Below are 23,133 nucleotides of genomic sequence, written 5' to 3'. Positions count from 1 at the left end.
CCAGCCGTAAAAATATACTTCGACGTTGATCCATTTTCATCCTGCTGATGGTGCCGCGGAAGCGGCATGAACGTCTAACTTCATAACCTCATACCTCTTAAGCCTGTTGGGGTTCTCATTTCAATAACAATTTTTTTGGAACCTGTATGATAAACAATGGTATTGCCCTTTGATTTTAGCAACTCTTTTGTAGCCAATTTAGAATCTTCAATGACATTAATTAATGCAACGTCCGTTACAATCTTTCTGTCATCTTCCAGGTAAAAATCAAGGATATTCAGTTTTACATATTGATCTGGGTATAATTTACGAACCTCTTCCCATTTCATTTGTTTATCACTCCTTGTTTTGTTTCCTGTCATCACCATATCACATTCCCTTGACAACTTAAACGTGTGTTACAGAATATTAAAACATTATTTATGCAACGCTAGTGATTCCGTTATATTCTTAATTTTACTTTCGGCTGTACCATTCAACGAACGCTCCCAATAGTTTAAGTATATAGTTGCACAAACTACCGCTAAATTATGCACTATTTTTGATTTACTTTTTTAATCTCTTACTGAAAATTACAATTAATCATATGCTGTTCTTTACTAACCGGCACGTGTATTTTGAATGATAGTGTATTCAATTTGTAAGAACGGGATCCCGAAAATTCGCATTTTGTGTTGTGCTACGAGCGATCCCGCACCTGTCTCTCTTATCAAGAAATGCTCGGATAACGGCAGCTTGAAAAGAGTTTTGCCAACCGCTAAATAAATTCCTTGGTCCCCTTTTCCCTCGCTCGAGAGGATCAAAATACCATCAACAGCGTCAAGCCGCAAAATGCCGATCATCGATGAATAGGGCAGAGGAAGTGCTATATTCATATACGTCCTGCCCTTCGTTTCATGCTGAGAGTAAATGGCTACAAATACGATATTATTCTTTACCCGGCGAATCCATGCACGCGGATTTTTCCTTCCATCAACTGTTGGATCAACAGCTTGTATTTTAAATGTCATCTCAGTAAGGTTACTCGAAATGGGCAAGTTTAGCTGCTGAAGCTGTGTACTTATTATTTTGTAGCAACTTGCTAACGGTTTAAACCAGGTTTCCCATTTTACAGAAGCAAATAACTGATATTGATCGGTTTGCTCATAAAAATCAACGATTGTTTTAGGTAATGTTTTTGTATTTACGAAAACACTTAAATCATCCACTAGTCCTGGTTGCCGCTTGCCTGCTCCTTTTAGCGTTCCTCGCATTTGACTCACTGGAAAGCTATAGGCATTCTGCTTCGTTTCAGGTGGTGCCAGCACCCAGCCGGCTACGCCAAACATTCCAAATAGAATACTGTTAAATAAGCCATGGAATCTTAGCATAAAATCAATACTAACAAACCCGTGTCCAAACGCGTTTTGTGTTGCATAAAGCAATGAAAAAATGATTGTAATGCCAAGCACACTATATGAGATCCTTATCAAAACTGCCTGCACGGTAGAAGCAAAACAAGTTTTGTATGCAAGTATGATCAAGGTGAAAATGGCAAAAATGTATAGCAAAACTGAGATGAATTCAAGTAAAGGCCAAGCTGTGATGCCGATCGCAACGAGCATAGGCCCCGCTATGATCATAGGTACAATCAAACGGTACCATTTTGAATCATGTAAGCGTCCAAAAAAACCAAGAGATATGGGCAGTAAAAAGGCGGAGTAATGAAAGTGTATAGCTGTTAACCAAGTGATCAACGGACTGAAACCTGTATCAATTTTTGCGACATAAGCAAAGAACCATAGTCCCCCTATAAATAGATACATCATGCCGATGTCGATTGAAATTTCAGCCCAATTTGTAAAGCCGCGGTTAAAAAATCGCTTCAGTCCATAAAACGCTACAAAAAAGGTGAAGAGTACATAAATAAAAGCGAGAATCATCTGCCCTGTATTTGACGGAACAACATGCAATAAAAAGATGGAGAGCATTGCAATCCAGGTGAAAATAACATGTTTCCTCTTTATTTCAAAAAGTAATTGGAGCATGATAGGAACGAAAAGCAACTGGGCAGCCGTCAGCATTAACATGTAAGATTTAGCTATGAAAATGCTGCTTGCTATGAAAAAGAACATACCTGCAAGGGTGATTGGATTAAAGAGACTGCTCTTTAAATTCGCCTTCATAAGCCATCAGCCTTCCTACAATTCGGTTATGTATGTCGACTTGAATCGTAAATGCTCCCCGGACATCATCATATCCTTCCTCAACAGTCACCACGCCTTCTAACAAGCGAAAAATCGGGAGTTCCAGGTTGCCCATCACAACACGTTGGGCACCAGAGGAAATGCGCATGCATCCTTCAGGTGTCACCTTAAATGTTAAATCAGAATAAAATAAGCTTGGTTCCCCTAAATAATCCTTTACGACTCTACGCTTTGCATCAAGGGTCATAAATGCATTAAAATGACGAGTAACCTTTTCAAAATAAAAAGTACGTTCCCAATATAATTCCGCTTCACCGGTCGGCAATGGTCGACAGGTATTTTTGATCGTAAATGGTACATCCTTTCCGTTTTCGGGAAACAGAAATTGCCAACGGGCTGCTAATTTTAAAAACGGTTTTAGCCAGATACCACCCGTTTCAATTTTTGTCATCGTCCCAATCCCATTAAACGACTCACCTATCTGAAGTGAATAACGGGATTGCAGTTTTGGATGAAGCCTTTGAAAATCCTCACCCAAGAGATCTTTATAAATTGTCATTATGTAACATCCTTTCTTGTCCTCTTGCAACTGGTTGCCGTTGGCAAATCCCTCGATATTAAGAAACCAATAATGGAAAGGATCCAAAGGCTAGCATTTAAGGTCACAGGATTAAACGGCTGTAATGAAATCGAAGGACTGGCAATTAATACACTGATCGTTAATATCGGAAAAGCAATGATCTGCAGAGCATGTAAATGTCTTTTCTTACGATAAAGAACCCAAACCCCCGCCAATAAAACCTCAAGAATGCCTATTATTTCTACACCCTTTATAACAGCAGTCCCCTCCAAGGAAGTTAAACTAGACAGCATAGATACTTCCTCAGGGCTTTTAACAATGATTTTTGGAACAAGTCCATGATAAAGCCAAACAAAGAAAAAGAGCATGGTTACGATAACATTCATAAAGAGACGTACATATTGTGTCCGTGGCAACTCCCCCTTTTCAATCCAGCGTTTCAGCACATCAAAACTAAGAGCTGTCGCCCATCCCATCACGGGGCGAAATACGAGGTCTAAAAAGCGTCCAAATATACCAAAACGTACATCATAGTCATACTGAGTGAGAAATTTGGTACCCTTATCTGTCGGTATATACTGCCAATACCCTTTCCCTTCATAAATGGGAGAAATTTTTTGATCAGTACCAAAGTGAAGAGAAGATGTTTTGGTACCATCCTTCTTACTATGCGTACCGATGGTTTTACCCCAGCCGGCAACTTTTACCCCAAATCCTAATTTCGTCTCATATAAAAAAGATTGCGGTTCATCATTTGAATTTTTCGGCAAATAGGTAATAGAAGAAAAACGCAAATCCCATTGTTCATGCAATTTTGGATTTTGAGTCACCCCCCATACTTCGTCTATGGTTGCCTGAATGGGTATTTCCACATAAATGGGTTTGGTTTGCATAATTGTCACCTCTATTAATAAAGTAACACATCCCTCCATACCTATTGTCGGAAATCGTGAAGTTGTTGTTAAAATGCCGGGATTTTTTAATTCTGTAAAATTTATGCGGATTGGCATGTTTAGTTTGTGCTGTCTAAACTAGGCATTTTCGGCAAATAGAAGAATACCCTCTATCAACCATGTACAAATGATTGCACAAAGGCCTGTTATCTGCAGGAAATTCGTAAACTTAAAAAATGTCATTATTGACTCCTCTGCATCCAGGTATAATAAAATCTGTAAAGTCAATTTCAAGGAGCGTATCATCATATAATAAGAGGTGCTTTTTTAAGTGCGGTAGTTTCTAAATAGGAAAGACATGATAGGAAATAAAGAAATTTCAACAAAAGGGGAGGGGGAATAATATGCCGCTCAGAGAACTCTCTTGAAGTATAAAACGAAATTCTATACATGAGCGGCTACATGAGTTTGATTGCGGAAAGATATCCGAGCAAGATGCGTTTGGACGACTGGAGGACGGACCAATCCAGTCCCGGTTAGGGATTTGGATCCGCTCTTCGAATGTGTATTAATCCGGATTGAAAAACTGCTTGTCGACGGCTGAATAAGGAATATATACAAACACCCCTACATTTTCTTTCAATTTTAAAATGTACAAAAATCCAGGAGGAAATTTTAGCAGATAAAGCTATAAGTTAATAAATGTACAATCAAAGACTCACTGTTGGTTCAAGGAGGGTTAGGGTTTGGTTGATCGTGTTCATATTAACCATTGCCCCAATAGGAATTGCCGTTTTGAAAGTACCATGTCCGGTTGCAAGATTGGTCATCAGCGGTTTTCCAAGAGGAACGACGAACTCATTGATTAAATCTTCATAGGACTTCCCGTAAGCAACTTCGCATCCTGTACACTCTCCCATGATAATTCCGATGCAATCCTGAAATTTTCCGGCCAATTTCAAATGATTCATATACCGATAGACCGTATTAACGGGTTCATGTGTTTCCTCCAGGAACAGGATTTTTCCCTTTGTATCTATCTCGAAATCTGTTCCCAAAGAACCGATAAAAGACGTGAGATTGCCTCCGACAATGCGGCCCGTAACGTTTCCGGGAGTTCTGCCAACCAGCGGTATTCCTGGGGGGTTCACTATTGGCCTGGGTGCTGTTAAGGCGGAAGTGATGGAAAAAAACTGACTATAATTGTACCCTGGGGTTTCAGGATTAAAGTCAATAAGCAAAAGACTATGGAATGTCATTAAATCTGCATATTGAAAAAGTACATTTAATAATATCGTAATGTCACTATAACCTGTTACAATTTTCGGATTTTGCCGGATAATCTCATAATCAAGGTAGGGAAGAATTCCAGCTACCCCAACCCCTCCTCTTGTTGGCAAGACCATTTTAACTTGCTCATTTTGAAACATATTCATCAAATCAGCTGCCCGCTCTTGGTCGGTGCCTGCAAGAAACCCGTTTTGGGAATATACATGTTCCCCAACTACAACTTCAAACCCCATATTTTTTAACATATTGATTCGAGTATGAATAACATTTGCATCTAATGGACTCCCAAGCGTAACAATCCCAATGGTGTCACCTTGTCGTAAAACAGGTGGTTTCAAGATCATAAATGTTAACCCCCTTGGTTGTTTTCAAGGCCAAAAAATACCCTTCTTCCTCAACTAACGCCCTTTAGTGGATAACATAACTGATGTTTTTAACAACTTTAATGTCACTTAACAATATAGTCCGTTTACCCTCCAAAAATTCCTTTTACTTTTATCTATTTCAATCGAAACAAAATTGCGCATGTTTAAAAAAGCGCTCTCTTTATCTATAAATAGAAAAGACGGTATCAGCTTTAGCCTTATTCTTTAAGCAACCTCTGAAACATTCCTTGTATGGCTTAAAAAAACCGAAAGCCAAGTCACATCCCATATAGCTCCCACATATGTCCGAAATATCCATAGTTTGTATACATCACCTCGCGATTTTTTAATACCTCCCTTAACTTCCCAAATGATATTTTCGAAACATTTGTTGTCGAATGAGGAGCGGCGGGAGCATCCAACGGATTAGCGCAGATGCCAGCACTGAAAATAAAGTGCTCGCCAATATGACCGATTTCCAGTTCATTCCCGAAAAAAATGTCGCGACATAATGAGGAACCGCAGAACCAAGGGTAAACGCACCAAAATTAAAATTCCCATGCTCAATCCCCGTTTATTATGAAACCACTGCGTTAACAATTTTACGCCGACTGGGTAAACTCCCGCCAATGACATCCCGGTAGCAAAGCGAAAAAACAATCCGATTGCGACATGATCTGCAAAAAGAATTGCAACATTAAAAACCGCTCCTAACAGGGAGGATAACGCGAACAATTTCCTTGGATGCATTCTGTCAGGCAGCACTAGCAGTGAACTGATAATGGATCCCGTGATGAATCCGATCTGTACGGAGGAAGAGATCCACCCATCCCATCCTTTTCCCACAATGATCAAGCCAGACGTTTATTTTCCCATATCCTTTATTCAGAACAAGTACGGTTAGCCAGATTACAGGGAAAGGACAGTTTACAGCTTCCTATTTGGGGAGAAGTTGAAATAGAAGTTTGTGAAAAGATGGTTAAAAAAAATGAAGAAAGCTTTGCCGCATTTCTCGCCAATTTAGACAAAACTGATTTAGATCAATTCATAACCTATAAGAACAGTAAGGGCCATCAATTTAATACTTCCATTCGAGATGTTCTAATTCATGTCGCACTTCACGGTCAGCATCATAGGGGACAAATTAACGCACAACTTCGAGCGAATCATGTTGAACCCATTAATACGGATTTTATAACATTTGTGAGATAAATGAACATTTGCACCTTACTTACCACTGAGGATACGGAATATAAAAGTATTCGGATTATCGTGCGGAAAAGGGTTAAGCCTGTTATCAAGACCTAAATTAAAAAAGCTCAATAAATCGAGTAGGAGAGGGTGACTAACCCCCGACCTCTTATACCACCGTCGTACTGTTCGGTATACGGGGTTAACGCATTGTTTGATAAGTTTGTATAGACTCTTTACTCTTGTTTTGACCAGTATTGGTCACCAAGGACTCTATGCAAGATAGAACCTTTGGCGATGCGCCAACAAGCTCTATTTCGTTATAAATGGCAACTGTTCATTGAAACATATTTCATCCTCTTAATATTTAACCATTTTAAATTAGTCTTATCTTCCTCATTAACCAAGAGCACGTTAAACTGGGTAAAATATTATCATGCTTAAACGCGTTAATATTTCACCGGAATTATAGTATGTGTGCGGCCTATCAGCCTTAAATCTAATTGAATCGCCACTTTTTAAGTGATACTCGCATTCGTTTACAGTAATTGTGACTTCTCCATCAAAAACCGTGATAAATTCTTCAGTCCCCTCTTTATGTCCATGCGAGCTTAATTTACCATCCGTATCAATTTCAACAGAGTAAACTTCAAAACGCCTCTCCTCATGGAAGGGAAACGAGGTGTATACTTTATACCTTCCATTGTCTTCAGATAAAACTGGCATCTCATTTCTTAAAACAACTTTGGCATCAGGTTGTGGATAATTAATGAGAGAAGTAAAAGAAACCTTTAATCCATTAGCAATTTTCCATATAGTTGTAATAGTAGGACTGGATTCCCCCCGTTCAATTTGTCCTATCATGGCCTTGCTGACACCACTTAGTTCTGAAACTTTCTCTAAACTAAGTTTCTCTTTCTCTCTTATGGCTTTTAAATTTCTTGCCAAAATTAATTGAATTTCTTCCATAAAATCATCTCCAAACGATTTACATTATAACATACATTATGTAAAATATAACATACATGAATTTATTGATCATTTTGTGCATTATCATAAACTAAATGAAAAGGAAGTTTAAAAGTGCCTTTATTATCCTTCTTGTTGTTTGTATTCGTTAACAGTTTTACTCCAGGCCCCAATAATTTTATGGCAATGTCGTTTGCAAATAAATATAGTTTTAAAAAATCAATTGAGTTTTGTCTTGGCGTTGCAGCAGGTTTTTTTGTTCTCGCATTAATGTGCAGTTTTTTTAACCTTTTACTTATAAGCATTTTGCCAATCATAAAGGTGCCATTAGCCATTTTAGGGGTTGGCTATATGTTATATTTGGCTTATAAAACATTGACCAGTAAAGATGATAATCGTAAAAAAAATGAAAATGGCAATCAAAATCTTTTCGCAATCGGTGCTTTGGTGCAATTTGTAAATCCAAAAGGCATTCTCTATGGTATTACGGTAGTATCAACCTTCATATTACCTTATTACACTTCTTATTTCAGTTATTTTATTTTTTCACTTTTTTTAGGGATTGTTGGATTCATCAGTTCAGCCAGTTGGAGTTTATTTGGCTCTATTTTTCAAAAGATAATATTACAGCATAGGAAAGCATTTAATGTAATTATGGCATTGTTGTTGGTATATAGTGCCGTTTCAATTGTTTTGCATTAAAGGGATGCATATATACGCAAAAATGAGGGTGTAACAATCTTGGTGTTAGACCTTGAGCACCCTTTATCTTATCTTCTTTCACTTGATGGATGGAATTAATGGACTGGATGAAGGTGACAGGGATATTTTTCTTGACGCATGGTGCAGTACTGTATCGTCTATTTGATCCACAATTCCATCAAATACGTCCCAAGCTCAGTAATGCCAAGCTTTTACCCTGCTGAATTTGCTCGCTTCATGATTTCCTGGACGATCGAGTCTTTGGCATCTGCATAGTGTTGCACGTGCCGCCATTCACGCTGGGCTAAATCACGCTTGACGCGTGCGTATTTGTTCCGGTCAAAATTGTCGGTCCGCAGCCAATCGAGGAAGCGCAACATTCGATCAACCTCAGATGCCCCCTTACTAAATACGTGTAGATTAATGTCTGTATCGGGCCCCTTGAACAGACGGTGTTCAAACCACTCCGGCTCTCGAATACGGAGCGTGTAGCCGGCTTCCTCCAAATCCGGAACATAGCTCGATTCGTTGGAAGAGTCCAATACAATCAGCAGGATATCAATGATGGGCTTGGCACATAGCCCAGGTACTGCGGTTGATCCGACATGCTCCACTTGCAATGCCTTGTTGCCTAGTGCAGTGCGAATCCGTTTAGACTCTCGGTCGAATAGCTTAGGCCAGCACGGATCATACTCTAAGAGGATGATCTGTGCATTATGAGGCTTGCGCTCACCAACAGTGACCTTTTTAAGATACTCATCACTTGTATGCTTTAAATTTGAACTGTCCTGTATTGGTGACAATTACTTTACCTCCTCGTTGTGTTTTTAAAGTTTAGCATTTAAAATTACTACATTGTTTTAAGTTTCAACAGTTATCTCCATTTTTTATTTATCCTGGATAAGAACAACTTATGTCAATTAACAGTTCTTAATAGATCTTTTCATTGAAATGTTCTTTTCTTTTCACAATAAAAACTCTCCTTTTAGACAACCAATCCGAAGGGGTAAACGGTGAATCCAGAATTTTACAACAAATTAAAAAATTCATTTTGAAAAACAACATGTGTCTTTTTTAGCATGATATAATTATTCCTATAAAAAAATATAAAGTGAGGAGTGGTTGAAGCTGGAAATGTTTATAATGGCAATATTGGTTACTTTAATTTTCGGCACTTTTTCTTATATGCTGTTGAAGCATCCTGATAGTGTTTTAAAAGTGAGTTCCTTTTCAGGTAAATTCTTTGAGAAACCATCTTTAAAAAAGTTCTTAAAGGTGATGGGTTGGTGGTTTTTAGTAATTGTGGCAGGAACTTGGATTATAGCAATCATCTCCTTGTTTGAATGAGATGATAAGGTGGACCCCATCGTCAATACTCTATTTTTAAGGTGGGTAAGAATCCTAATCCTGAATTCTATCATACTGGAGCCGGGAAGCTCATTGAGATTGCAGGAGGTTCGTGTGCATTTTTTGAGCATTCATCCTGGTTCTATTTTTCTTCTGTCAAGGGCGAGCGTAGCAAAGGCTCTGCTGAATCCTTGACAGGCTCTCCCATGAAAAGGATGCTCTCAGAAGGATGAATCACTCATTGTCCATAAACAGAAACCTAATGATTGGTGAGGGCATCCATGGTTATAGATTGAAATAAAAGCATCACTTCTTTAGGAAAATTGATAAGCGGGCTTTCTTACTTTTCGGAAAGTCGCCGGCTTATCCCGCCGCCATGCTTCACACTTATTGCTTAAGGTCCTGACTTATCCATTATAAAGGATTTTTTCTTTGCACAAAATGGCAAAATTGAATATTTAAGGTATTTTCAATAATCGAATTTATTTAATGCAAAACTAGTGCCTACAGACATAAACATAATTCCTGTAATATCAAACGAACCTTTTAGTATTTTTCCTTTTTTAATAGTTTCATAAGGAATGGAACAGTGATAATCGTTACACATTTCGCAGATATCCAAAGAGTTTTCCTTCGGCCATCATTCTGAAATGACTTTCTCAGCTGCTTGTTTATTTGCCGACTTTTTGGCAGGAGCGAAGACGATCCCGGATCGTTGGCCGCAAAGCTGGAGATTAGGACAAGAGATTGAAAACTGGTCCTTCATCCATTTTTCACCAAATTTACTCTACAATTTTTAATGCAGGTGAATCCTTTTTCAGTTCAAAATCATATTTTTTTGCATTTTTATATCCCGGATCTAAATAACTGGATTTCTCATCACTGTTTGAGGCTTTTTTAAATTCCGGAAAAGAAATAAATTCTTCTTCTTTCCAGACCCATATCCCCTTTTTTCCTTTTTCTCTATGGAATACATTCTTCTTTAGTTTATTATCTTTATTTGTTGTAAAATAATTTGAGATAAATATACGGGATGGTCCGGCAGTCAAAATATTCTTTTCGATCACGTTGTTTTTTGTACCATACTGTAATAGAAGTTGACCCCCATCTAGACCCTTCGTGTCATTTCGATACATAATGTTTTGTGAGATCAATGAATTTTTCGTACCTCCCCGACGTTCATCATACCCTCCAATTGATATTCCTGTGTAATAGTTATCATGTACAACATTGTTTATCGTTTTAATTTCATCTGCATATTTTTTAGGATGCTCTGAGGTCGCTTCTATTCCGATATCGCTTTTATAAACAGTATTCTTTTCAATGGCAATATTTTTTCCGCCATCTACATAAATTCCTCCGGCGGAATAATCTTCCCCATAAGCTGGATTGCCAAAAGAGGATATTTCATAAACGATATTATTTTTTACAACGCCATTGCGTATAAAATCTGCCTTTTTATCATGAGAGGTACCTTCGTAACCAATCAGATCAATGCCGATATTGTCATTTCGGCGAACCAGATTGTTTTCCACCTTAAAACCGTCAATATTTCCATTAAGTACAAGGGATTCACTAAAGCCGAGCTTTAAATCTTCTATTGTATTATTCAAAACATTTATGTCCCTCATTGCACCTGTCCCGTATATCGCGATCCCATGTCCATTACCGTCATCTGCAAGTGTTTTTATCCGGCGAACATGGTTATTTTTCAAAGTGATGTGACTGCTGGAACCTGTTACATGCATTCCCATGACTGTTTCATCTGATAAATTAGTCGTTAAATCCTGTAAGATGAGTCCGCTAATCGTAAGATAATTTTTATTATGAATCGTAATTAAGGATGTATCGCCTTCAACATCCTTTTGGTTTTTTCCACTAAGAATCACCTTATCCCTTTTATATGCCTTAAAAATAATTGGTTTTGATTTTGTTCCACTATGTTTTACGACAAGCTTTTCATTGTAAGTTCCTTTTCGAATGAAAACGGTCGTCCCTGCTTTAGCTTCTGAAGCAGCTTTTTTTAGCGTGCGAAAGGGCTTTGATTTTGTACCATTATTTTGATCATCTCCATTTACAGCTACGTATAAAATAGCCTTATCCTGTTTCGCGTTAACATGATTGAATATCAGTACAATGATGATAGCAGCCGCAACTAAGAGAATAAAATAAATCTTTTTCATTTAATCATTCCTTATTGAAATTCATTCTTCTTTTTCATAATGCACTGAGATTGACGAAAATGCTATTTTTTTGTCATACGAATGAATTTCATCATTACAAGTCTTGAAGGTCAAGACTTATAGATTTGTTTTCGCGTGAAAGAAGAACTTACGTTTCGCAGTGAAACCGAAAAGTCTGCCGACTTGCAGGAGCAGTTTTCAAAATACTATGAGAACCGCGATCCTGCTGATTACGAAGCCATCGCTCTGTTTTACGCAGGATTTATGTTCTTTGGAATTTCGATCGGCGCACTTATCGGATTTCTCGGCGGCGGCTGGCAGGGGATGTTCCTCTCCGAAGGTTGGATTGATACGATAATTGGGGCTATTGTCGGCTTCATCATCGGAATGGATTGGGGCTTTATCAGCAACGGCATGATTGCATTGAAGCAAAGAAAAAAATCGAGGGGTGATATATGTCCAATGCCATTGAAATTGCAGGCCTAAGAAAGCGTTTTTAGTCAAATTAAAAGACAGAACAACGACAGTTGAAGCGGTACGTGGTGTCACGCTTTCAGTAGGGAGCGGTGAGATTTTCGGTAATGAATATTAAGAGAAGTATTTGTCACCAATTATTTTAAGCTGCGGAGTCCGTATTCGGATATTTTTCCATAAAAAAAGGTATTCATATTGAAGTAATGTGACAATATAAGAAAAGCGCAAGCGTTTAAAAATGGATAGGACCCTTTAAGGATTTGATCCAATGAATACATTTCTTTATTTCTTCCTAGGGTTTGGTTATCTATGTCTTTTGATATGGGGGATTGTTCCAGCCAAAAAACATGGCTTATTCAATCTCACCAACGTTCTTCTGCTTGTCATTCTTGGTCTGGTATATGATAACCTCATGATTGCATTCGGAAGATTTATCGGTGAAGGGAACGTACTGGAAAGCTTAAATGTAGTTCGATTTTGGCTGCATGCTCTTTTCACCCCGACCTTGATCCTTTTTGCCTGGAGCATCTGTTTCAGAATTGGTTTACCTTGGGCTCAAAAAACTTTCTGGAAAGTATTGGCATGGCTCTTGACGATTGGCCTAATTCTGTACGAACTGCTTACCTCAATAAAGGGACTTGAACTTAAACCAAACTGGGAAAATGGAGTCTTAACCTATGAAAATGCGGCTCAATCAGATACGCCTGTCATGGTGATCCTCATCACTCTGGTTCTTGGCATTGTCAGTATTATTTTCATAAAAAAATTTCGCTATTTTTGGCTTTTTATTGGTACACTCTTTATGATCTTGGGCGGTATTTTAGCCATCTGGATTAAAAGCTTTCCAATCATGAATGTATTAGAATTTCTTTTGATCGTTTCTTTACTTATGACCAAGCAATTTCAAACAGAATCAAAAAACAGTCCTCAGATAAGTAATCAGTTAGAATAGAGAGGCGAAGGGTCGTTGCTCCCGCTCTCTGTTTAGCTAAGGGAAACGGATTAATTTTTCTAAAATCCCCCGTTTTGTGGCTCCACAAAAAATTCCATAACGACTTTTAGACCTTGCCCGGAATCCAGGATGTTCTCGTCTGCGCCAGCTCCTTGTTCATCCAATTGATCAGGGAATCAGTATAGAGCTGTTCTTTTGGGTACCTCAGGATGTCTTGTTCGGAAAATCCGTAATAATCACCCATGATCCACCACTACAACCTGTGCATCGTCATCAAACGGATTGAGCACCCGATGTGGTACTTCATCCGGAATAATAAAGGCATCTCCCGTTTGCCATTCAGTCAGTTCTTCTCCCATTTCTATCTTTATGCTTCCGGAGACGACATAGAACGCGTGCCCATCATAACAAACATGATCGGCTTCATAACCAGTTGGATACATCACTACCCTAAGACGCTGTTCCTCCGTTTCCAGCCATTTTGACAAAGCACCTGTTGACACCTTGTCAGGTGTGAACTCCTCTTCCTTCCTTGCAACTTGAACTTTTAATAGATTCGAATGATTCATAGCCCGCCCACTCCCATGAAATATTTATTTAAAAAAAGCAGCTCCACAACTTCACATGTATCGCATTTTCATTTCTCTTCTTAATATTTATATTTCTATTATTGTAACCAACTCAACGTGACCAATCAATAAATAACAGGTTCAAATAAAATTATAAGAGGCGGATGTCCCCTCAATTTTTTATCAAACCTGTTGTCAAGTCCCGGCCATCATCGTCAACGCCTGAGTCTGGACGCCTCGGCTTTACTGCTCCTGTCTTCCTTGGCAATGGCATTGTATTGTTTAAATTTGGCTGATCTTTTTTTCTTTAAGTACTTTTCATTGAGCACGATCACCTTCTCGCTCTCAGTCGTTCTGTATTTTTGATAAACGGATTTATATTTTTCAAACGCAAAATGCCCCAAAAGGTAAACCGGCAAAATAATGAACAGGGGGATGGCTGCGTTTAGGAAAAGCTTGAAGTCATCTCCCATAACATAAATGGTCGTGACCGCATATGTCCCTCCTGAAGCCATAAAAATGATGATCAGATTACATATGTCAACAACTCATGACTGAAGTCACGAGCTTGTCTCCGTCTACATAGCAGACGGTGCTTGCACTTTGTACAAGCCTTTTAGACTTATTCCTAGCCAGTAGTGCTAACGTACCTATCAGTACTCCTACCTTAATATGCTGGAATATAAGGACGGTTGACTTCGCCCCTACTGCAAAAGACATGCTTAAACAGTAACTGTACTCATAGCTTCAACGCCTTTTCTGTACAGATTCATGGCGCCAATTCTATCGTCATTGGAGCGATAGTGGCAATTGCGGCATTCGAAAGTATGTTGTTTTTTATTTCGATTGTGTTTGTCTGCGTGACCACATTTTGGGCAAGTTTGAGACGTATATTTTGGATCTACAATTAACACTTTGTGTCCATACAATTTCGATTTGTATTCCAGCATTTCACGAAACTGATAGAATGCCCAAGAAACACTTACGTAACGATTACGGGCTTGTACTTTTTCAGTTGCTTGACGAACGCCGCTCAAATTTTCTAAAACAAATAATGTTCCTTTTGGATACTGTTCAACGAGTGCCTTTGTTACTTGATGATTGACATCACGCACATAACGGTTTTCTCTTGAACCAACTTGCTTTAGACGTTGACGAGCAGAAGGGGTTTGCCGCATTTGCAATTGTTTACGCAATGCTTTGAATTGTCCACGCTTATGCTTGATCGTGCGACCTTTGAAAAAGCAAGTATTCCCTTTGCTATCAAAAGTAGTGGCTAAAAAGTTAAGACCTAAGTCAATACCGACAATATTGTTGACCTTTTCATTTTTTAGCTTTTTAAATTCTTTAGTCATGGGAATATGCAAGAACCACTTATCAAACTTATGTACAAGCTTGGCAGTACCAAATTTCCAGGTGCCGTCAAAATAACGTTTCATTCCTTTTTTCTCAAATCGGAATTTTAGACGGCCATCCAATGTATTCACTGAAAAAAGATTTTCATTTAACGAATAGTCACGATTCCACACAAGATCATAGTCGTACTGCTTAAATTGAATCAACGACCACATGTGGCCATTAGATTTAGCAGACTTGTATCGTGCGATTACAGTCTTCGTAACTGATTGTGCCATTTGGCTTTTTAGTCCAAATGTACTTCGTAAGTCCTGATAGTGTAAAGCGTTTAGTTTAGCTTGATTTAGCTGTTTTGTTTCAAACACTTTTTGAGAGAGCCAATTACAAGCATTTCTGTAAGCTTTGATGGTTATTTTTAAAGAATCAATATTTTCACTTGGTACATAAATTTGTATTTTAGCTGTAATTGTAGACATGTATTTCACCACCTTTCACTAAAGTAACTTTAACACATTTTAGTGATAGTTAAACTAAAAAAGGAAGTGAAAAGCGTTTCCTCCCATGACTGAAGTCACGGGTATCCACGCTAAAATCTTATGAATATGATAACTACTTTGCCTAAACCCTTTTTCCTGGATTATCAATGAAAGCAAACAACACCTCCCTCCATGATTTAAATGTAATGAATTATAATATTTCTATATACCCTTCTGCTCCATTCACCCTGATCCTTTGTCCATCCTTAATCAGCTTAGTGGCATTTTCCACCCCGACAACTGCTGGCAAGCCATATTCACGAGCAATAACCGCTCCATGGGTCATCAGTCCGCCAACTTCGGTGACGAGACCTTTTATGGATACAAACAATGGTGTCCAGCTAGGGTCTGTAAAGGTGGTGACTAAGATATCTCCATCTTCTAGATTTGCATCTTCTATTTTTAAGATGATGCGTGCTCTGCCCTCTATCACTCCGGAAGAAACCGGTAGAGCTGCAATAGCTTCAGCCGGGAGATTTTCTCGTTTGTATTCACCTGTAATAATTTCACCATCAGACGTGATCACACGTGGGGGAGTTAGTTTTTCATATAATTTATACTCGTCTTTTCGTTTGCTGATAATCTCGTCATCCAGTTTATTTGTGCGTACGACTTCGTGAAGTTCCTCAAAAGTAAGGTAGTATATATCTTCTTTTTCTTGAATGACGCCCGCTTGTACGAGTTGTTCGGCTTCTTTCAGTAAAGCCTGCTTATAAATGAAATAGCGATTGACCATGGCGTATTTCGGATATTCCCTAAACCCGCTGAAATTCCGGATCAGGTCGATTTTTCGTTTTGTTTCTTTGGCTTTTTGTTCACCATCCGGCAGTTGCTTCAATTGATCTAATAACGCTTGTTCTTTTTCCAAAGCAACACGCCGTCCTTGCTCAAATTTCCGATGACTGGCATTTGGCTCAAAGTTCTTGATATGACTAAGAATCATGTGGACAAGTGCAGTTTGTTTTTCGCTCCATCGAGTACTCGTAATATCGATTTCTCCGGGACATCGCATTCCGTATTTATCGAGAAAAGCTATTATTGCGTCTCGGGTTTCCTTTCCGCCGTCGAACTTCACCAGTTCATCCAAAAAGTGTTCATCTTTTACATGTTGTAAATATTCAATGACTTGCGGATAAGGACGAATCACATCTGCGACATCCAACAGCTCCAGCCCCATTTCCGAAGTAATATTGTTTGGCACAGATTGAGAAAGCGTGTCTGCCGCGTTTTTTTCACCTAACCACTCGTTCATTTTTTCATTGATCCATGATGAAGCATCCTGTGCCTTTATAATCACACCCATACTTTGCGGGTCAGATAACATCTTTGTTAATTGCTGGATATCTTCCAGGATAAAATCAAATAAATCCGCTCCTGATTTCGTTTGGATGTTTTGTTTTAATTGTTCTATCGATGTTTGACTACGCTGAATCAAATCAGAAACGATTGTCGGAGCGTTTTCGATTTGTGCTTGAGAATCCGCAGATGATTTATCTTGATTGCTTTTACCGGGACTCGGTACTTTTTTGTCATCCGGTGAAGATTTGATAAAATCTTCTCGCTCTACGATGGTCATGAGTGCGTCTTTTATGAGCGGATCGGATTTCCCCAAGGCATCTATTACCATTTTTCTGCTGACAGGTGAAGCCAGTTGATGTGTGACATCAACAAACAACCTTCCACCAGCTTTACGCATGGGTGCAGGAGTCGTTAACAGCCAAAAAGATAATCCCAATGGTTTCATCGGGTCGGTCATCATTTGTTGGTGACCGACAGATACGTAAACGTGATTTTCTTCATCATTTGCTTCAGGGATGGGGAAAAGAGTAGTGATCGGCCGGCTCTGGACAATATAAAATGAATCATCAGCCAAACACCATTCGATGTCTTGCGGACAGCCAAAATAAGCTTCGATCTGTCTTCCGATGCGTGCCAGTTGTAAAATTTGTTGGTCAGTAAGTGTTTGCGTCTTTTGCTGATCAGGATTGATCTGCTGTGTCTCTGTTCCGCCTTCTTTTCGTCCATAGATAGCCAATTTTTTGGCTGCGATCCTCTTAAGGTATTTCTAATTTTTCTTAATGTTAAGAAATTTGGGCTTTTTTTGTTACTCCATTAAAGCGCCCTGTTATGGAAGATCTACCCTTGTACTTTTGTTTACTTTAATAATCTCCTTTAATGACAAAAAACGAGCCCCGAATTGTTCCGGCTAGTTTAGACTTCTGCCTGGCAAACTTAAACTTCCCTCCTAACTCCTTTGGCACCTCCATCCCCTCAGAAAGCTTAAAACCAACAGCCCGCTTCTTAGGGTCATCAACCGTATACATGACGTTAACCACAAGACCATCCTCATAAAAGACGTAGGCAAACTTGATATTTTCCACTTGAAAACGCGACGTTTCTAAAGGTTTGGCCGCAAACCCAATATCACGTTCTTCTTTCAATATTCGGTTCAAATAATCAAGGGTCTCGCGGGACTCGCTAGCTGGTACAACCGCAAATTCATGCTTGTATTTGTTCATAAAGTAACGGGCTTCATTCGCACGTAAACCAGCAAGCGCTTCTGCTACAGGTGAAGACTCCAAACCAACCATAGACACATTTTTAAAATCAACGATATAGGACATTTCCATCCCTCCAGTTATCTCTTTATTTCCTGACAACAGGAATCCACATTTCACCGTAAACTATACCGTTTCGCTCCTCCACCACAACCGCTCCATTCGGCCCGCCAACATAGGCAATATTCTTTGCTTCTGGGAGGGCTTGACCAAAAGCAATGCCAGTAACTTTATTGCTCAATTCAGCCGTATTTCCTTCCCCTTTAACAACGAGGTATTCCCCCTTAGGAAATTGGATCACTCTGGATTCTCCCAGTTCTGGTGCCGATGCCTCTGTCATGACACCTGCATAATGCATCATCTTGTTATTCACTGCTTCATTTACGATAAAAATGTAGTCGTTTGTGGCTATGGCTTTTAAAGTTTCAAGCCTTCCATCTTGGCTGACTGCCTGCCAAAAGTCTGCCTTTTCCTTGTTTATGTCGGCAAAGTCTGTGTAATCGCTCTTAAGCTCAGTTCCAATACCTAAAACTTTTGGATAGCTATTTATTGATTACCATCAAAGAAGAGAAGGTAATAAAGTCTTATCCAATTTATCTCTTGCACCTTTATCATGAAAAAGGCCTTTGGCTGATTGAAGGCTTTGACTTAAAGGATGAAAAAAGGAAGATTTTCCCTGTCGACAATCTCACTAATGTCAATCCATACCCTGCGAAAAAAAGATTAAGTAAGAAAAAGATTTTAGAAAAACTAAGTAAGCAGGAAGAAGTAATCAACCTTGTCCTTGAACTTGGTCCAAAAGCGATTGCCCAGTTCAAAAAATACCATCCTTTAAAAGTTTCAATTTCCTATACGAATCCTTACCAAACCACAGCCATGCTAAAGTCTTTTATTCATGTTAACAATCCCGAAGAATTAACCGAAATAACAAATTGGCTACTTTTCCTAGGTGATGATACAAGATCAGGAAAGTCCCCGAAGAAGTCTTAGAATGTCTACAAGAGAGATTATGCTTATACTGCCCATTGCAGCGGCCTGCCCAGAATTATTGTCGATTTCGATTTTCAACTTGATGAATCCAGTTTAAATCTGCTTCTAAATGCAAAAGTGTACCAGTGATTAATAAATACCTATTCTCGTCACCTCGAAGAAGAAATTCCGTTTTTAACTTAGTCAATTCCATGACATCTTTCATTATCATTGCTTTTTGTTGATCAAGCATTTTCTTTTCCTGTTCGAAACCAATCTTACGAGCACAGCTCCATTTAAAATGAAAGTCATCTTTAGCTGAATGATAGGGTACTGGTTCCAGCAGCCAATTTTCCAACTCTTTTTTACCTTCCGTAGTTATTTCATAAAGTTTTCTTTCTTGGTCATCCATTCCTGCAGATGAGACAAATTGATCACGGATTAGACGGTCAAGAGTCGTATAAATTTGGCCAGGATTAATTTTTCCTTTCATTCCTAAAAGGGATTCTAGCTCTAGTTTTAATTCATACCCATGATTTTTTTGTAGAAATAGCAATGTTAATATTCCGTATTTAACCGACAAAATTGCTCAACCTTCTTTGAGTGATGATATAATATTTATTTTACTAGCCGAAGTACTAGAAATCCAAGAAGCAAAGAGAGATAGAGAAACACCAGCAATCAGCGCCAGTATAATATTACCTAAAGGTATTTGAAAAGATATAAACCCTCCCAAAAGTTTGGATTGACTAGTGACATAAAGTAAAATCACTCCTGATACTGTACCTCCGATCACTCCTGACAATCCTATTAGTAGACCTTCTCCAATTATCATCTTTCTAACTTGCTGTTTCGTAAAACCAAGCGCCCGCATCGTCCCTATCTCGGATGTACGCTCCAAAGTATTCATTAATAGAGTGTTAGCTGTGCCTATACTGGCTAGCCCCACGATCAAAACTAACATAATTAAAATTAACTCGTTCATACCGGATAATGCTGAAGTAGTTGATTTAATTTCATCTTCAACAGTTTCAACCTTTGAGAGATGTTTGCTAAAATCTATCCATAACTGATTCCGTAATTGTTCACCAGTATATCCGTCGTTTAAAGTTAGTAGCATGTCAAAACTGTTCGCCCAGCCAAATTCATTATTTAAATGATTCTCATCCATAAATGCTACATAGCCTGAGTAATGCGATGTATTCACAACGTCAATGACTTTAAGTTGTTGTACACCGGAAGGGGCATTTATGTAAACATAATCCCCAACATCTCCACCCCATTCATCAAAAGCCCGTTTGCCAAGAAGAATAGATGGTTCCTTCTTTAATTCTTCGTATAATTCATCTTTCTCAGGGTCCTCAAACAAGGTCGGTCCCCGTTTATCTACAGCAAAGATGGAAAACTGCCTCTTCTTACCATCGATTGTTTCCCATGTAATTGGCTTAGCTTCCGTTAAAGGCTCAACATTTGAAACAGACTCATAAGATTGCAGAGTTACTATATCCTCATTAGACCAAGGCGCTTCTGATGTAACTCTTAGGTCTCCCCCATACGTATTTCTAATTTCGTTTTCATATCCTTCGGGAGCAGTTTCTATAACAGCGCTCAGCAATAATATTACTGCTATCCCGACGGCAAGAATAGCGGAAGTATTGGCATTTCGATTTAATTGTTGTGTAAGGCTTCGGGCTGCCAGACTTCCAGAGTAGCCGAAGAATATCTTCAAAATTGGTTTAAGTATCATACTTAGTCCTAGTAACAGTAATGGAAACAACAGAATGACGCTTATTAATATAGCTAAATAAGAGACAGGATGATCAATAAATACAAAAGAAAGTAAGCCAACCCCTACAACAGCCCTAAGAATGTATTGCCTTGTCGATGAGTATGTCTGATTTGCCATTTTTAATGTCAATAACACCGAAGTTTTCCCAGCATTGTAAATAGGAAATAAAGAAAAGACAACAGGAAATAAAATTCCAATTACTACAGCTGTTAACGTAGGTATTTTCCAATTTAATGTGTAAACCATGTCAAACTCAAACACAGCAAGCAAAGCTTGCATAAACATATCTCCGAGCCAAATTCCTATGGGTACCCCAATCGCTGTACCTACTAATGCCAAAAGTATTACTTCAATAAAAATAAGTCTAGAAACAGAACTTTGTAGATAGCCAAAACTCTTCATTATCGCAAATTCCTTTTTTCTCTCCATAACGCTTGTATAAATCATATTAAAAACAATGAAACCACTAATAAACATGGATAAACCAGCAATTAAGTAAAAGAATGTATAAAGTCCTCCAATGTCGTTACTTTGTCTATCATCTGCGACAACTGGTTGTATATATACATTTGAATGACGAAATTCTTCCTGGAGAGAATGAAAAAGTTTATGCCCGTCTCCATTTGTTTGAAATCTTACATATGAAAGCTCGTTATCCATACCAGTCCACTCTCTTAACAAATCAAGTGGGGCCATAACGCGAAAGCTGGTTGATTCAGCAGCTTCCCAATCACCGGGGCTTGCAAGCAGCTGTGTATATTCAACAATGGCGGAAACCTTAGCTTCTCCCAAATCAGCAAACCGAATTGTATCTCCTACCTTTTTATTTAGCAGATTTGCAACAACGTCTGGTATCACCAATCCTTCATTATCTAAAGTCCCTTCAATAACAGGTAGTTTTAGTAAAGAACTATTTTGATCACTCACGCCAGTAATTCGTACGGATCTTTGATTTGGGGATTTATCGCCTTCAAGTTCAAAGAAAGCTTGTTTATCAAGCGCGAGCAATGTTTCCGTGACAGCTGGACTAGTCAAAATAGATGAAACCACATCTTCAGAGTAAGTATATCCATCACTTAGAACCCAATAATCCGCATTTGCCACATACATTTGTTCATAATAATTGAAAACATCATTTGTTGTTTTGTCAGCAATCAGCATAGACGTTACAAAGGAAATTCCTAAGATAATCCCAAGCAGTGAAATGAAAAACCGTTTTTTATTTTGTGTTATGTTACGCCATGAAATTCGCCACATATTTAGCATAGTCATCATCCTTTCTAGAAATCACTTGATCAATAACTCCATCTTTAAAAAGAATAATTCGATCTGCAAATCCAGCTGCGAAAATGTCATGCGTAACCATTATGATTGTTTGATTGTTTTCTCGGTTAAATCTTGTTATTAATCCGAGAATTTCTTCGGCTTTATTTCTATCTAAATTTCCCGTTGGTTCATCAGCTAATAAAACGGAAGGATTATTGACCAGCGCTCTGGCTATAGCTACTCGTTGTTGTTGACCACCACTAAGCAAATTCACTCGTTTCCGACCAAGCCCGTTCAATCCCACAGAATCAAGTAATTCTGAAATAAATTGGTTCTTTTCTTTAGTTAAACTGCCATCTGCATGAAGAGGGAAAGCTATATTTTCTTCTACAGTTAATGTAGGTAGTAGCTGGTAATTTTGAAAAATAAAGCCTATGTGCTTTCTCCGGAATATCGTTCTTTCTTTTTCCGTCATATTACTTAAATTACTTTGATTTATTAGTACATCTCCTTCAGTAGGTAGGTCAAGACCTCCTAAAAGTTGGAGTAATGTACTTTTTCCAGAACCACTTGGCCCCATTATAGCCACGAATTCTCCTTCTCCAACGTTCAAATCAACACCTTTCAACACTTGAGTTTTTTCTTGGCCCTGTATAAATTCCTTTTTTAAATTCCTGACCTTAATCATGTTTTAATTCCTCCTATCCTTTAGGCATTTATTATATACTAAGTATATAATAAATCAAAGGAATATTTTATTTTTCCTTATAAATTTTGGTATCATATAAAAATACATCTATAATCATTACATACTTAGTATGTAATGATTATAGATGTATTATGTTGCTTTAAAATAAAATTTGCTCAAAAAAAAGGCTCTCAACCCAAATTACGAAAGTAAATTTGCCGAAAACTAATTCAGCGCTCTTTTGGGAACAATTTACAAATCTGGGTACTA

At 38.4% G+C, this 23,133-nt stretch carries 23 protein-coding genes and 2 pseudogenes; 6 read left to right on the top strand and 19 right to left on the bottom strand.

Features of this window, described 5'->3' with window-relative positions; genetic code table 11:
- Positions 1–80: 80 nt before the first annotated feature.
- The 6 genes from AB1L08_RS16805 to AB1L08_RS16780 all read right to left on the bottom strand — a co-directional run bounded on the left by AB1L08_RS16805 (position 81) and on the right by AB1L08_RS16780 (position 6,160).
- Positions 81–329 (bottom strand): hypothetical protein, encoded by a 249-nt coding sequence (locus AB1L08_RS16805; RefSeq protein WP_413065808.1) that lies wholly within the window; start codon positions 327–329, stop codon positions 81–83.
- A 270-nt stretch (positions 330–599) separates the two neighbouring features.
- The gene (locus AB1L08_RS16800) at positions 600–2,165 is read right to left on the bottom strand and encodes a YndJ family protein (protein WP_413065807.1); all 1,566 of its coding nucleotides are present in this window, start codon (positions 2,163–2,165) and stop codon (positions 600–602) included.
- The gene (locus tag AB1L08_RS16795; protein ID WP_413065806.1) at positions 2,134–2,745 is read right to left on the bottom strand and encodes a DUF4166 domain-containing protein; all 612 of its coding nucleotides are present in this window, start codon (positions 2,743–2,745) and stop codon (positions 2,134–2,136) included. The genes AB1L08_RS16800 and AB1L08_RS16795 overlap by 32 nt, the downstream gene beginning before the upstream one ends.
- Complete coding sequence (locus tag AB1L08_RS16790) at positions 2,745–3,659, bottom strand: DoxX-like family protein (protein ID WP_413065805.1); 915 nt, start codon at positions 3,657–3,659, stop codon at positions 2,745–2,747. The genes AB1L08_RS16795 and AB1L08_RS16790 overlap by 1 nt, the downstream gene beginning before the upstream one ends.
- A 710-nt stretch (positions 3,660–4,369) precedes the next feature.
- Positions 4,370–5,293, bottom strand: a complete 924-nt coding sequence (locus AB1L08_RS16785) for a S66 peptidase family protein (protein WP_413065804.1) — start codon at positions 5,291–5,293, stop codon at positions 4,370–4,372.
- 504 nt (positions 5,294–5,797) lie between these two features.
- Positions 5,798–6,160: an MFS transporter gene (locus tag AB1L08_RS16780; protein ID WP_413065803.1), complete on the bottom strand. Its 363-nt coding sequence runs from the start codon at positions 6,158–6,160 to the stop codon at positions 5,798–5,800.
- Between AB1L08_RS16780 and AB1L08_RS16775 the strand changes: the two genes are divergently transcribed.
- Positions 6,119–6,526, top strand: coding sequence for a DinB family protein (locus tag AB1L08_RS16775; RefSeq protein ID WP_413065810.1), 408 nt, complete (start codon positions 6,119–6,121; stop codon positions 6,524–6,526). The two genes, AB1L08_RS16780 and AB1L08_RS16775, sit on opposite strands and share 42 nt — an antisense overlap.
- 393 nt (positions 6,527–6,919) lie before the next feature.
- Here AB1L08_RS16775 and AB1L08_RS16770 read toward each other — a convergent pair whose 3' ends face one another.
- Entirely contained in the window at positions 6,920–7,474 is a 555-nt protein-coding gene (locus AB1L08_RS16770; protein ID WP_413065802.1) for a helix-turn-helix domain-containing protein, read from the bottom strand.
- 114 nt (positions 7,475–7,588) lie between these two features.
- On the opposite strand from AB1L08_RS16770, the gene AB1L08_RS16765 reads away from it, so the two are divergent.
- Positions 7,589–8,176: a LysE family transporter gene (locus AB1L08_RS16765; RefSeq protein ID WP_413065801.1), complete on the top strand. Its 588-nt coding sequence runs from the start codon at positions 7,589–7,591 to the stop codon at positions 8,174–8,176.
- 212 nt (positions 8,177–8,388) lie between these two features.
- Here the strand turns inward: AB1L08_RS16765 and AB1L08_RS16760 are convergent, their stop codons facing one another.
- Positions 8,389–8,979, bottom strand: coding sequence for a GrpB family protein (locus AB1L08_RS16760; RefSeq protein WP_413065800.1), 591 nt, complete (start codon positions 8,977–8,979; stop codon positions 8,389–8,391).
- A gap of 319 nt (positions 8,980–9,298) precedes the next feature.
- Here AB1L08_RS16760 and AB1L08_RS16755 point away from each other — a divergent pair, with 319 nt between their 5' ends.
- On the top strand, positions 9,299–9,523 hold the full coding sequence (locus tag AB1L08_RS16755; protein ID WP_413065799.1) for a hypothetical protein: 225 nt from the start codon (positions 9,299–9,301) through the stop codon (positions 9,521–9,523).
- A 782-nt stretch (positions 9,524–10,305) separates the two neighbouring features.
- Here AB1L08_RS16755 and AB1L08_RS16750 read toward each other — a convergent pair.
- A complete protein-coding gene (locus tag AB1L08_RS16750; protein WP_413065798.1) occupies positions 10,306–11,706 on the bottom strand; it encodes a right-handed parallel beta-helix repeat-containing protein in 1,401 nt (466 codons plus the stop codon).
- Between the two features lie 135 nt (positions 11,707–11,841).
- Between AB1L08_RS16750 and AB1L08_RS16745 the strand changes: the two genes are divergently transcribed.
- Together AB1L08_RS16745 and AB1L08_RS16740 are read left to right on the top strand one after the other, a co-directional pair.
- On the top strand, positions 11,842–12,192 hold the full coding sequence (locus AB1L08_RS16745) for a hypothetical protein (protein ID WP_413065797.1): 351 nt from the start codon (positions 11,842–11,844) through the stop codon (positions 12,190–12,192).
- A gap of 256 nt (positions 12,193–12,448) precedes the next feature.
- Complete coding sequence (locus AB1L08_RS16740) at positions 12,449–13,132, top strand: hypothetical protein (protein ID WP_413065796.1); 684 nt, start codon at positions 12,449–12,451, stop codon at positions 13,130–13,132.
- Between the two features lie 106 nt (positions 13,133–13,238).
- Here the strand turns inward: AB1L08_RS16740 and AB1L08_RS16735 are convergent, their stop codons facing one another.
- The 7 genes and pseudogenes from AB1L08_RS16735 to AB1L08_RS16705 all read right to left on the bottom strand — a co-directional run bounded on the left by AB1L08_RS16735 (position 13,239) and on the right by AB1L08_RS16705 (position 18,701).
- Complete coding sequence (locus AB1L08_RS16735) at positions 13,239–13,376, bottom strand: hypothetical protein (protein WP_413065795.1); 138 nt, start codon at positions 13,374–13,376, stop codon at positions 13,239–13,241.
- A complete protein-coding gene (locus AB1L08_RS16730; protein ID WP_413065794.1) occupies positions 13,369–13,701 on the bottom strand; it encodes a cupin domain-containing protein in 333 nt (110 codons plus the stop codon). Before AB1L08_RS16730 ends, AB1L08_RS16735 begins: the two co-directional genes overlap by 8 nt.
- 215 nt (positions 13,702–13,916) lie before the next feature.
- On the bottom strand, positions 13,917–14,216 hold the full coding sequence (locus AB1L08_RS16725; protein WP_413065793.1) for a hypothetical protein: 300 nt from the start codon (positions 14,214–14,216) through the stop codon (positions 13,917–13,919).
- A gap of 207 nt (positions 14,217–14,423) precedes the next feature.
- On the bottom strand, positions 14,424–15,533 hold the full coding sequence (locus AB1L08_RS16720; RefSeq protein ID WP_413065792.1) for an RNA-guided endonuclease InsQ/TnpB family protein: 1,110 nt from the start codon (positions 15,531–15,533) through the stop codon (positions 14,424–14,426).
- A gap of 211 nt (positions 15,534–15,744) precedes the next feature.
- Positions 15,745–17,649 (bottom strand): annotated as a pseudogene (gene ppsA / locus AB1L08_RS16715) (phosphoenolpyruvate synthase); the annotation flags it as partial.
- Positions 17,650–17,752: 103 nt separating this feature from the next.
- Complete coding sequence (locus AB1L08_RS16710) at positions 17,753–18,217, bottom strand: DUF8821 family protein (protein ID WP_413065791.1); 465 nt, start codon at positions 18,215–18,217, stop codon at positions 17,753–17,755.
- 22 nt (positions 18,218–18,239) lie between these two features.
- Positions 18,240–18,701, bottom strand: a complete 462-nt coding sequence (locus AB1L08_RS16705) for a GyrI-like domain-containing protein (protein ID WP_413065809.1) — start codon at positions 18,699–18,701, stop codon at positions 18,240–18,242.
- On the opposite strand from AB1L08_RS16705, the pseudogene AB1L08_RS16700 reads away from it, so the two are divergent.
- Positions 18,683–19,224 (top strand): annotated as a pseudogene (locus tag AB1L08_RS16700) (WYL domain-containing protein); the annotation flags it as partial. The gene AB1L08_RS16705 and the pseudogene AB1L08_RS16700 overlap by 19 nt on opposite strands.
- Here the strand turns inward: AB1L08_RS16700 and AB1L08_RS16695 are convergent.
- Genes AB1L08_RS16695 through AB1L08_RS16685 form a run of 3 tightly spaced genes read right to left on the bottom strand, consistent with a single transcriptional unit; the run spans position 19,197 to position 22,863 of the window.
- Positions 19,197–19,703, bottom strand: a complete 507-nt coding sequence (locus AB1L08_RS16695) for a PadR family transcriptional regulator (RefSeq protein WP_413065790.1) — start codon at positions 19,701–19,703, stop codon at positions 19,197–19,199. The pseudogene AB1L08_RS16700 and the gene AB1L08_RS16695 sit on opposite strands and share 28 nt — an antisense overlap.
- Before the next feature lie 6 nt (positions 19,704–19,709).
- Positions 19,710–22,175: an ABC transporter permease gene (locus AB1L08_RS16690; protein ID WP_413065789.1), complete on the bottom strand. Its 2,466-nt coding sequence runs from the start codon at positions 22,173–22,175 to the stop codon at positions 19,710–19,712.
- A complete protein-coding gene (locus AB1L08_RS16685; RefSeq protein ID WP_413065788.1) occupies positions 22,144–22,863 on the bottom strand; it encodes an ABC transporter ATP-binding protein in 720 nt (239 codons plus the stop codon). The genes AB1L08_RS16690 and AB1L08_RS16685 overlap by 32 nt, the downstream gene beginning before the upstream one ends.
- Between the last annotated feature and the right edge of the window lie 270 nt (positions 22,864–23,133).

The organism is Siminovitchia jepli (assembly GCF_047228825.1).
GTDB lineage: Bacteria > Bacillota > Bacilli > Bacillales > Bacillaceae_C > Siminovitchia.
This window is presented reverse-complemented; position numbering and strand designations above follow the sequence as displayed.

Coding starts and splice junctions, on each gene's coding strand:
- AB1L08_RS16730 (WP_413065794.1), bottom strand. CDS start 13,701: ATGAATCATTCGAATCTATTAAAAGTTCAAGTTGCAAGGAAGGAAGAG.
- AB1L08_RS16735 (WP_413065795.1), bottom strand. CDS start 13,376: ATGGGTGATTATTACGGATTTTCCGAACAAGACATCCTGAGGTACCCA.
- AB1L08_RS16770 (WP_413065802.1), bottom strand. CDS start 7,474: ATGGAAGAAATTCAATTAATTTTGGCAAGAAATTTAAAAGCCATAAGA.
- AB1L08_RS16720 (WP_413065792.1), bottom strand. CDS start 15,533: ATGTCTACAATTACAGCTAAAATACAAATTTATGTACCAAGTGAAAAT.
- AB1L08_RS16800 (WP_413065807.1), bottom strand. CDS start 2,165: ATGAAGGCGAATTTAAAGAGCAGTCTCTTTAATCCAATCACCCTTGCA.
- AB1L08_RS16740 (WP_413065796.1), top strand. CDS start 12,449: ATGAATACATTTCTTTATTTCTTCCTAGGGTTTGGTTATCTATGTCTT.
- AB1L08_RS16690 (WP_413065789.1), bottom strand. CDS start 22,175: ATGCTAAATATGTGGCGAATTTCATGGCGTAACATAACACAAAATAAA.
- AB1L08_RS16710 (WP_413065791.1), bottom strand. CDS start 18,217: ATGTCCTATATCGTTGATTTTAAAAATGTGTCTATGGTTGGTTTGGAG.
- AB1L08_RS16785 (WP_413065804.1), bottom strand. CDS start 5,293: ATGATCTTGAAACCACCTGTTTTACGACAAGGTGACACCATTGGGATT.
- AB1L08_RS16685 (WP_413065788.1), bottom strand. CDS start 22,863: ATGATTAAGGTCAGGAATTTAAAAAAGGAATTTATACAGGGCCAAGAA.
- AB1L08_RS16725 (WP_413065793.1), bottom strand. CDS start 14,216: ATGGCTTCAGGAGGGACATATGCGGTCACGACCATTTATGTTATGGGA.
- AB1L08_RS16795 (WP_413065806.1), bottom strand. CDS start 2,745: ATGACAATTTATAAAGATCTCTTGGGTGAGGATTTTCAAAGGCTTCAT.
- AB1L08_RS16790 (WP_413065805.1), bottom strand. CDS start 3,659: ATGCAAACCAAACCCATTTATGTGGAAATACCCATTCAGGCAACCATA.
- AB1L08_RS16750 (WP_413065798.1), bottom strand. CDS start 11,706: ATGAAAAAGATTTATTTTATTCTCTTAGTTGCGGCTGCTATCATCATT.
- AB1L08_RS16805 (WP_413065808.1), bottom strand. CDS start 329: ATGAAATGGGAAGAGGTTCGTAAATTATACCCAGATCAATATGTAAAA.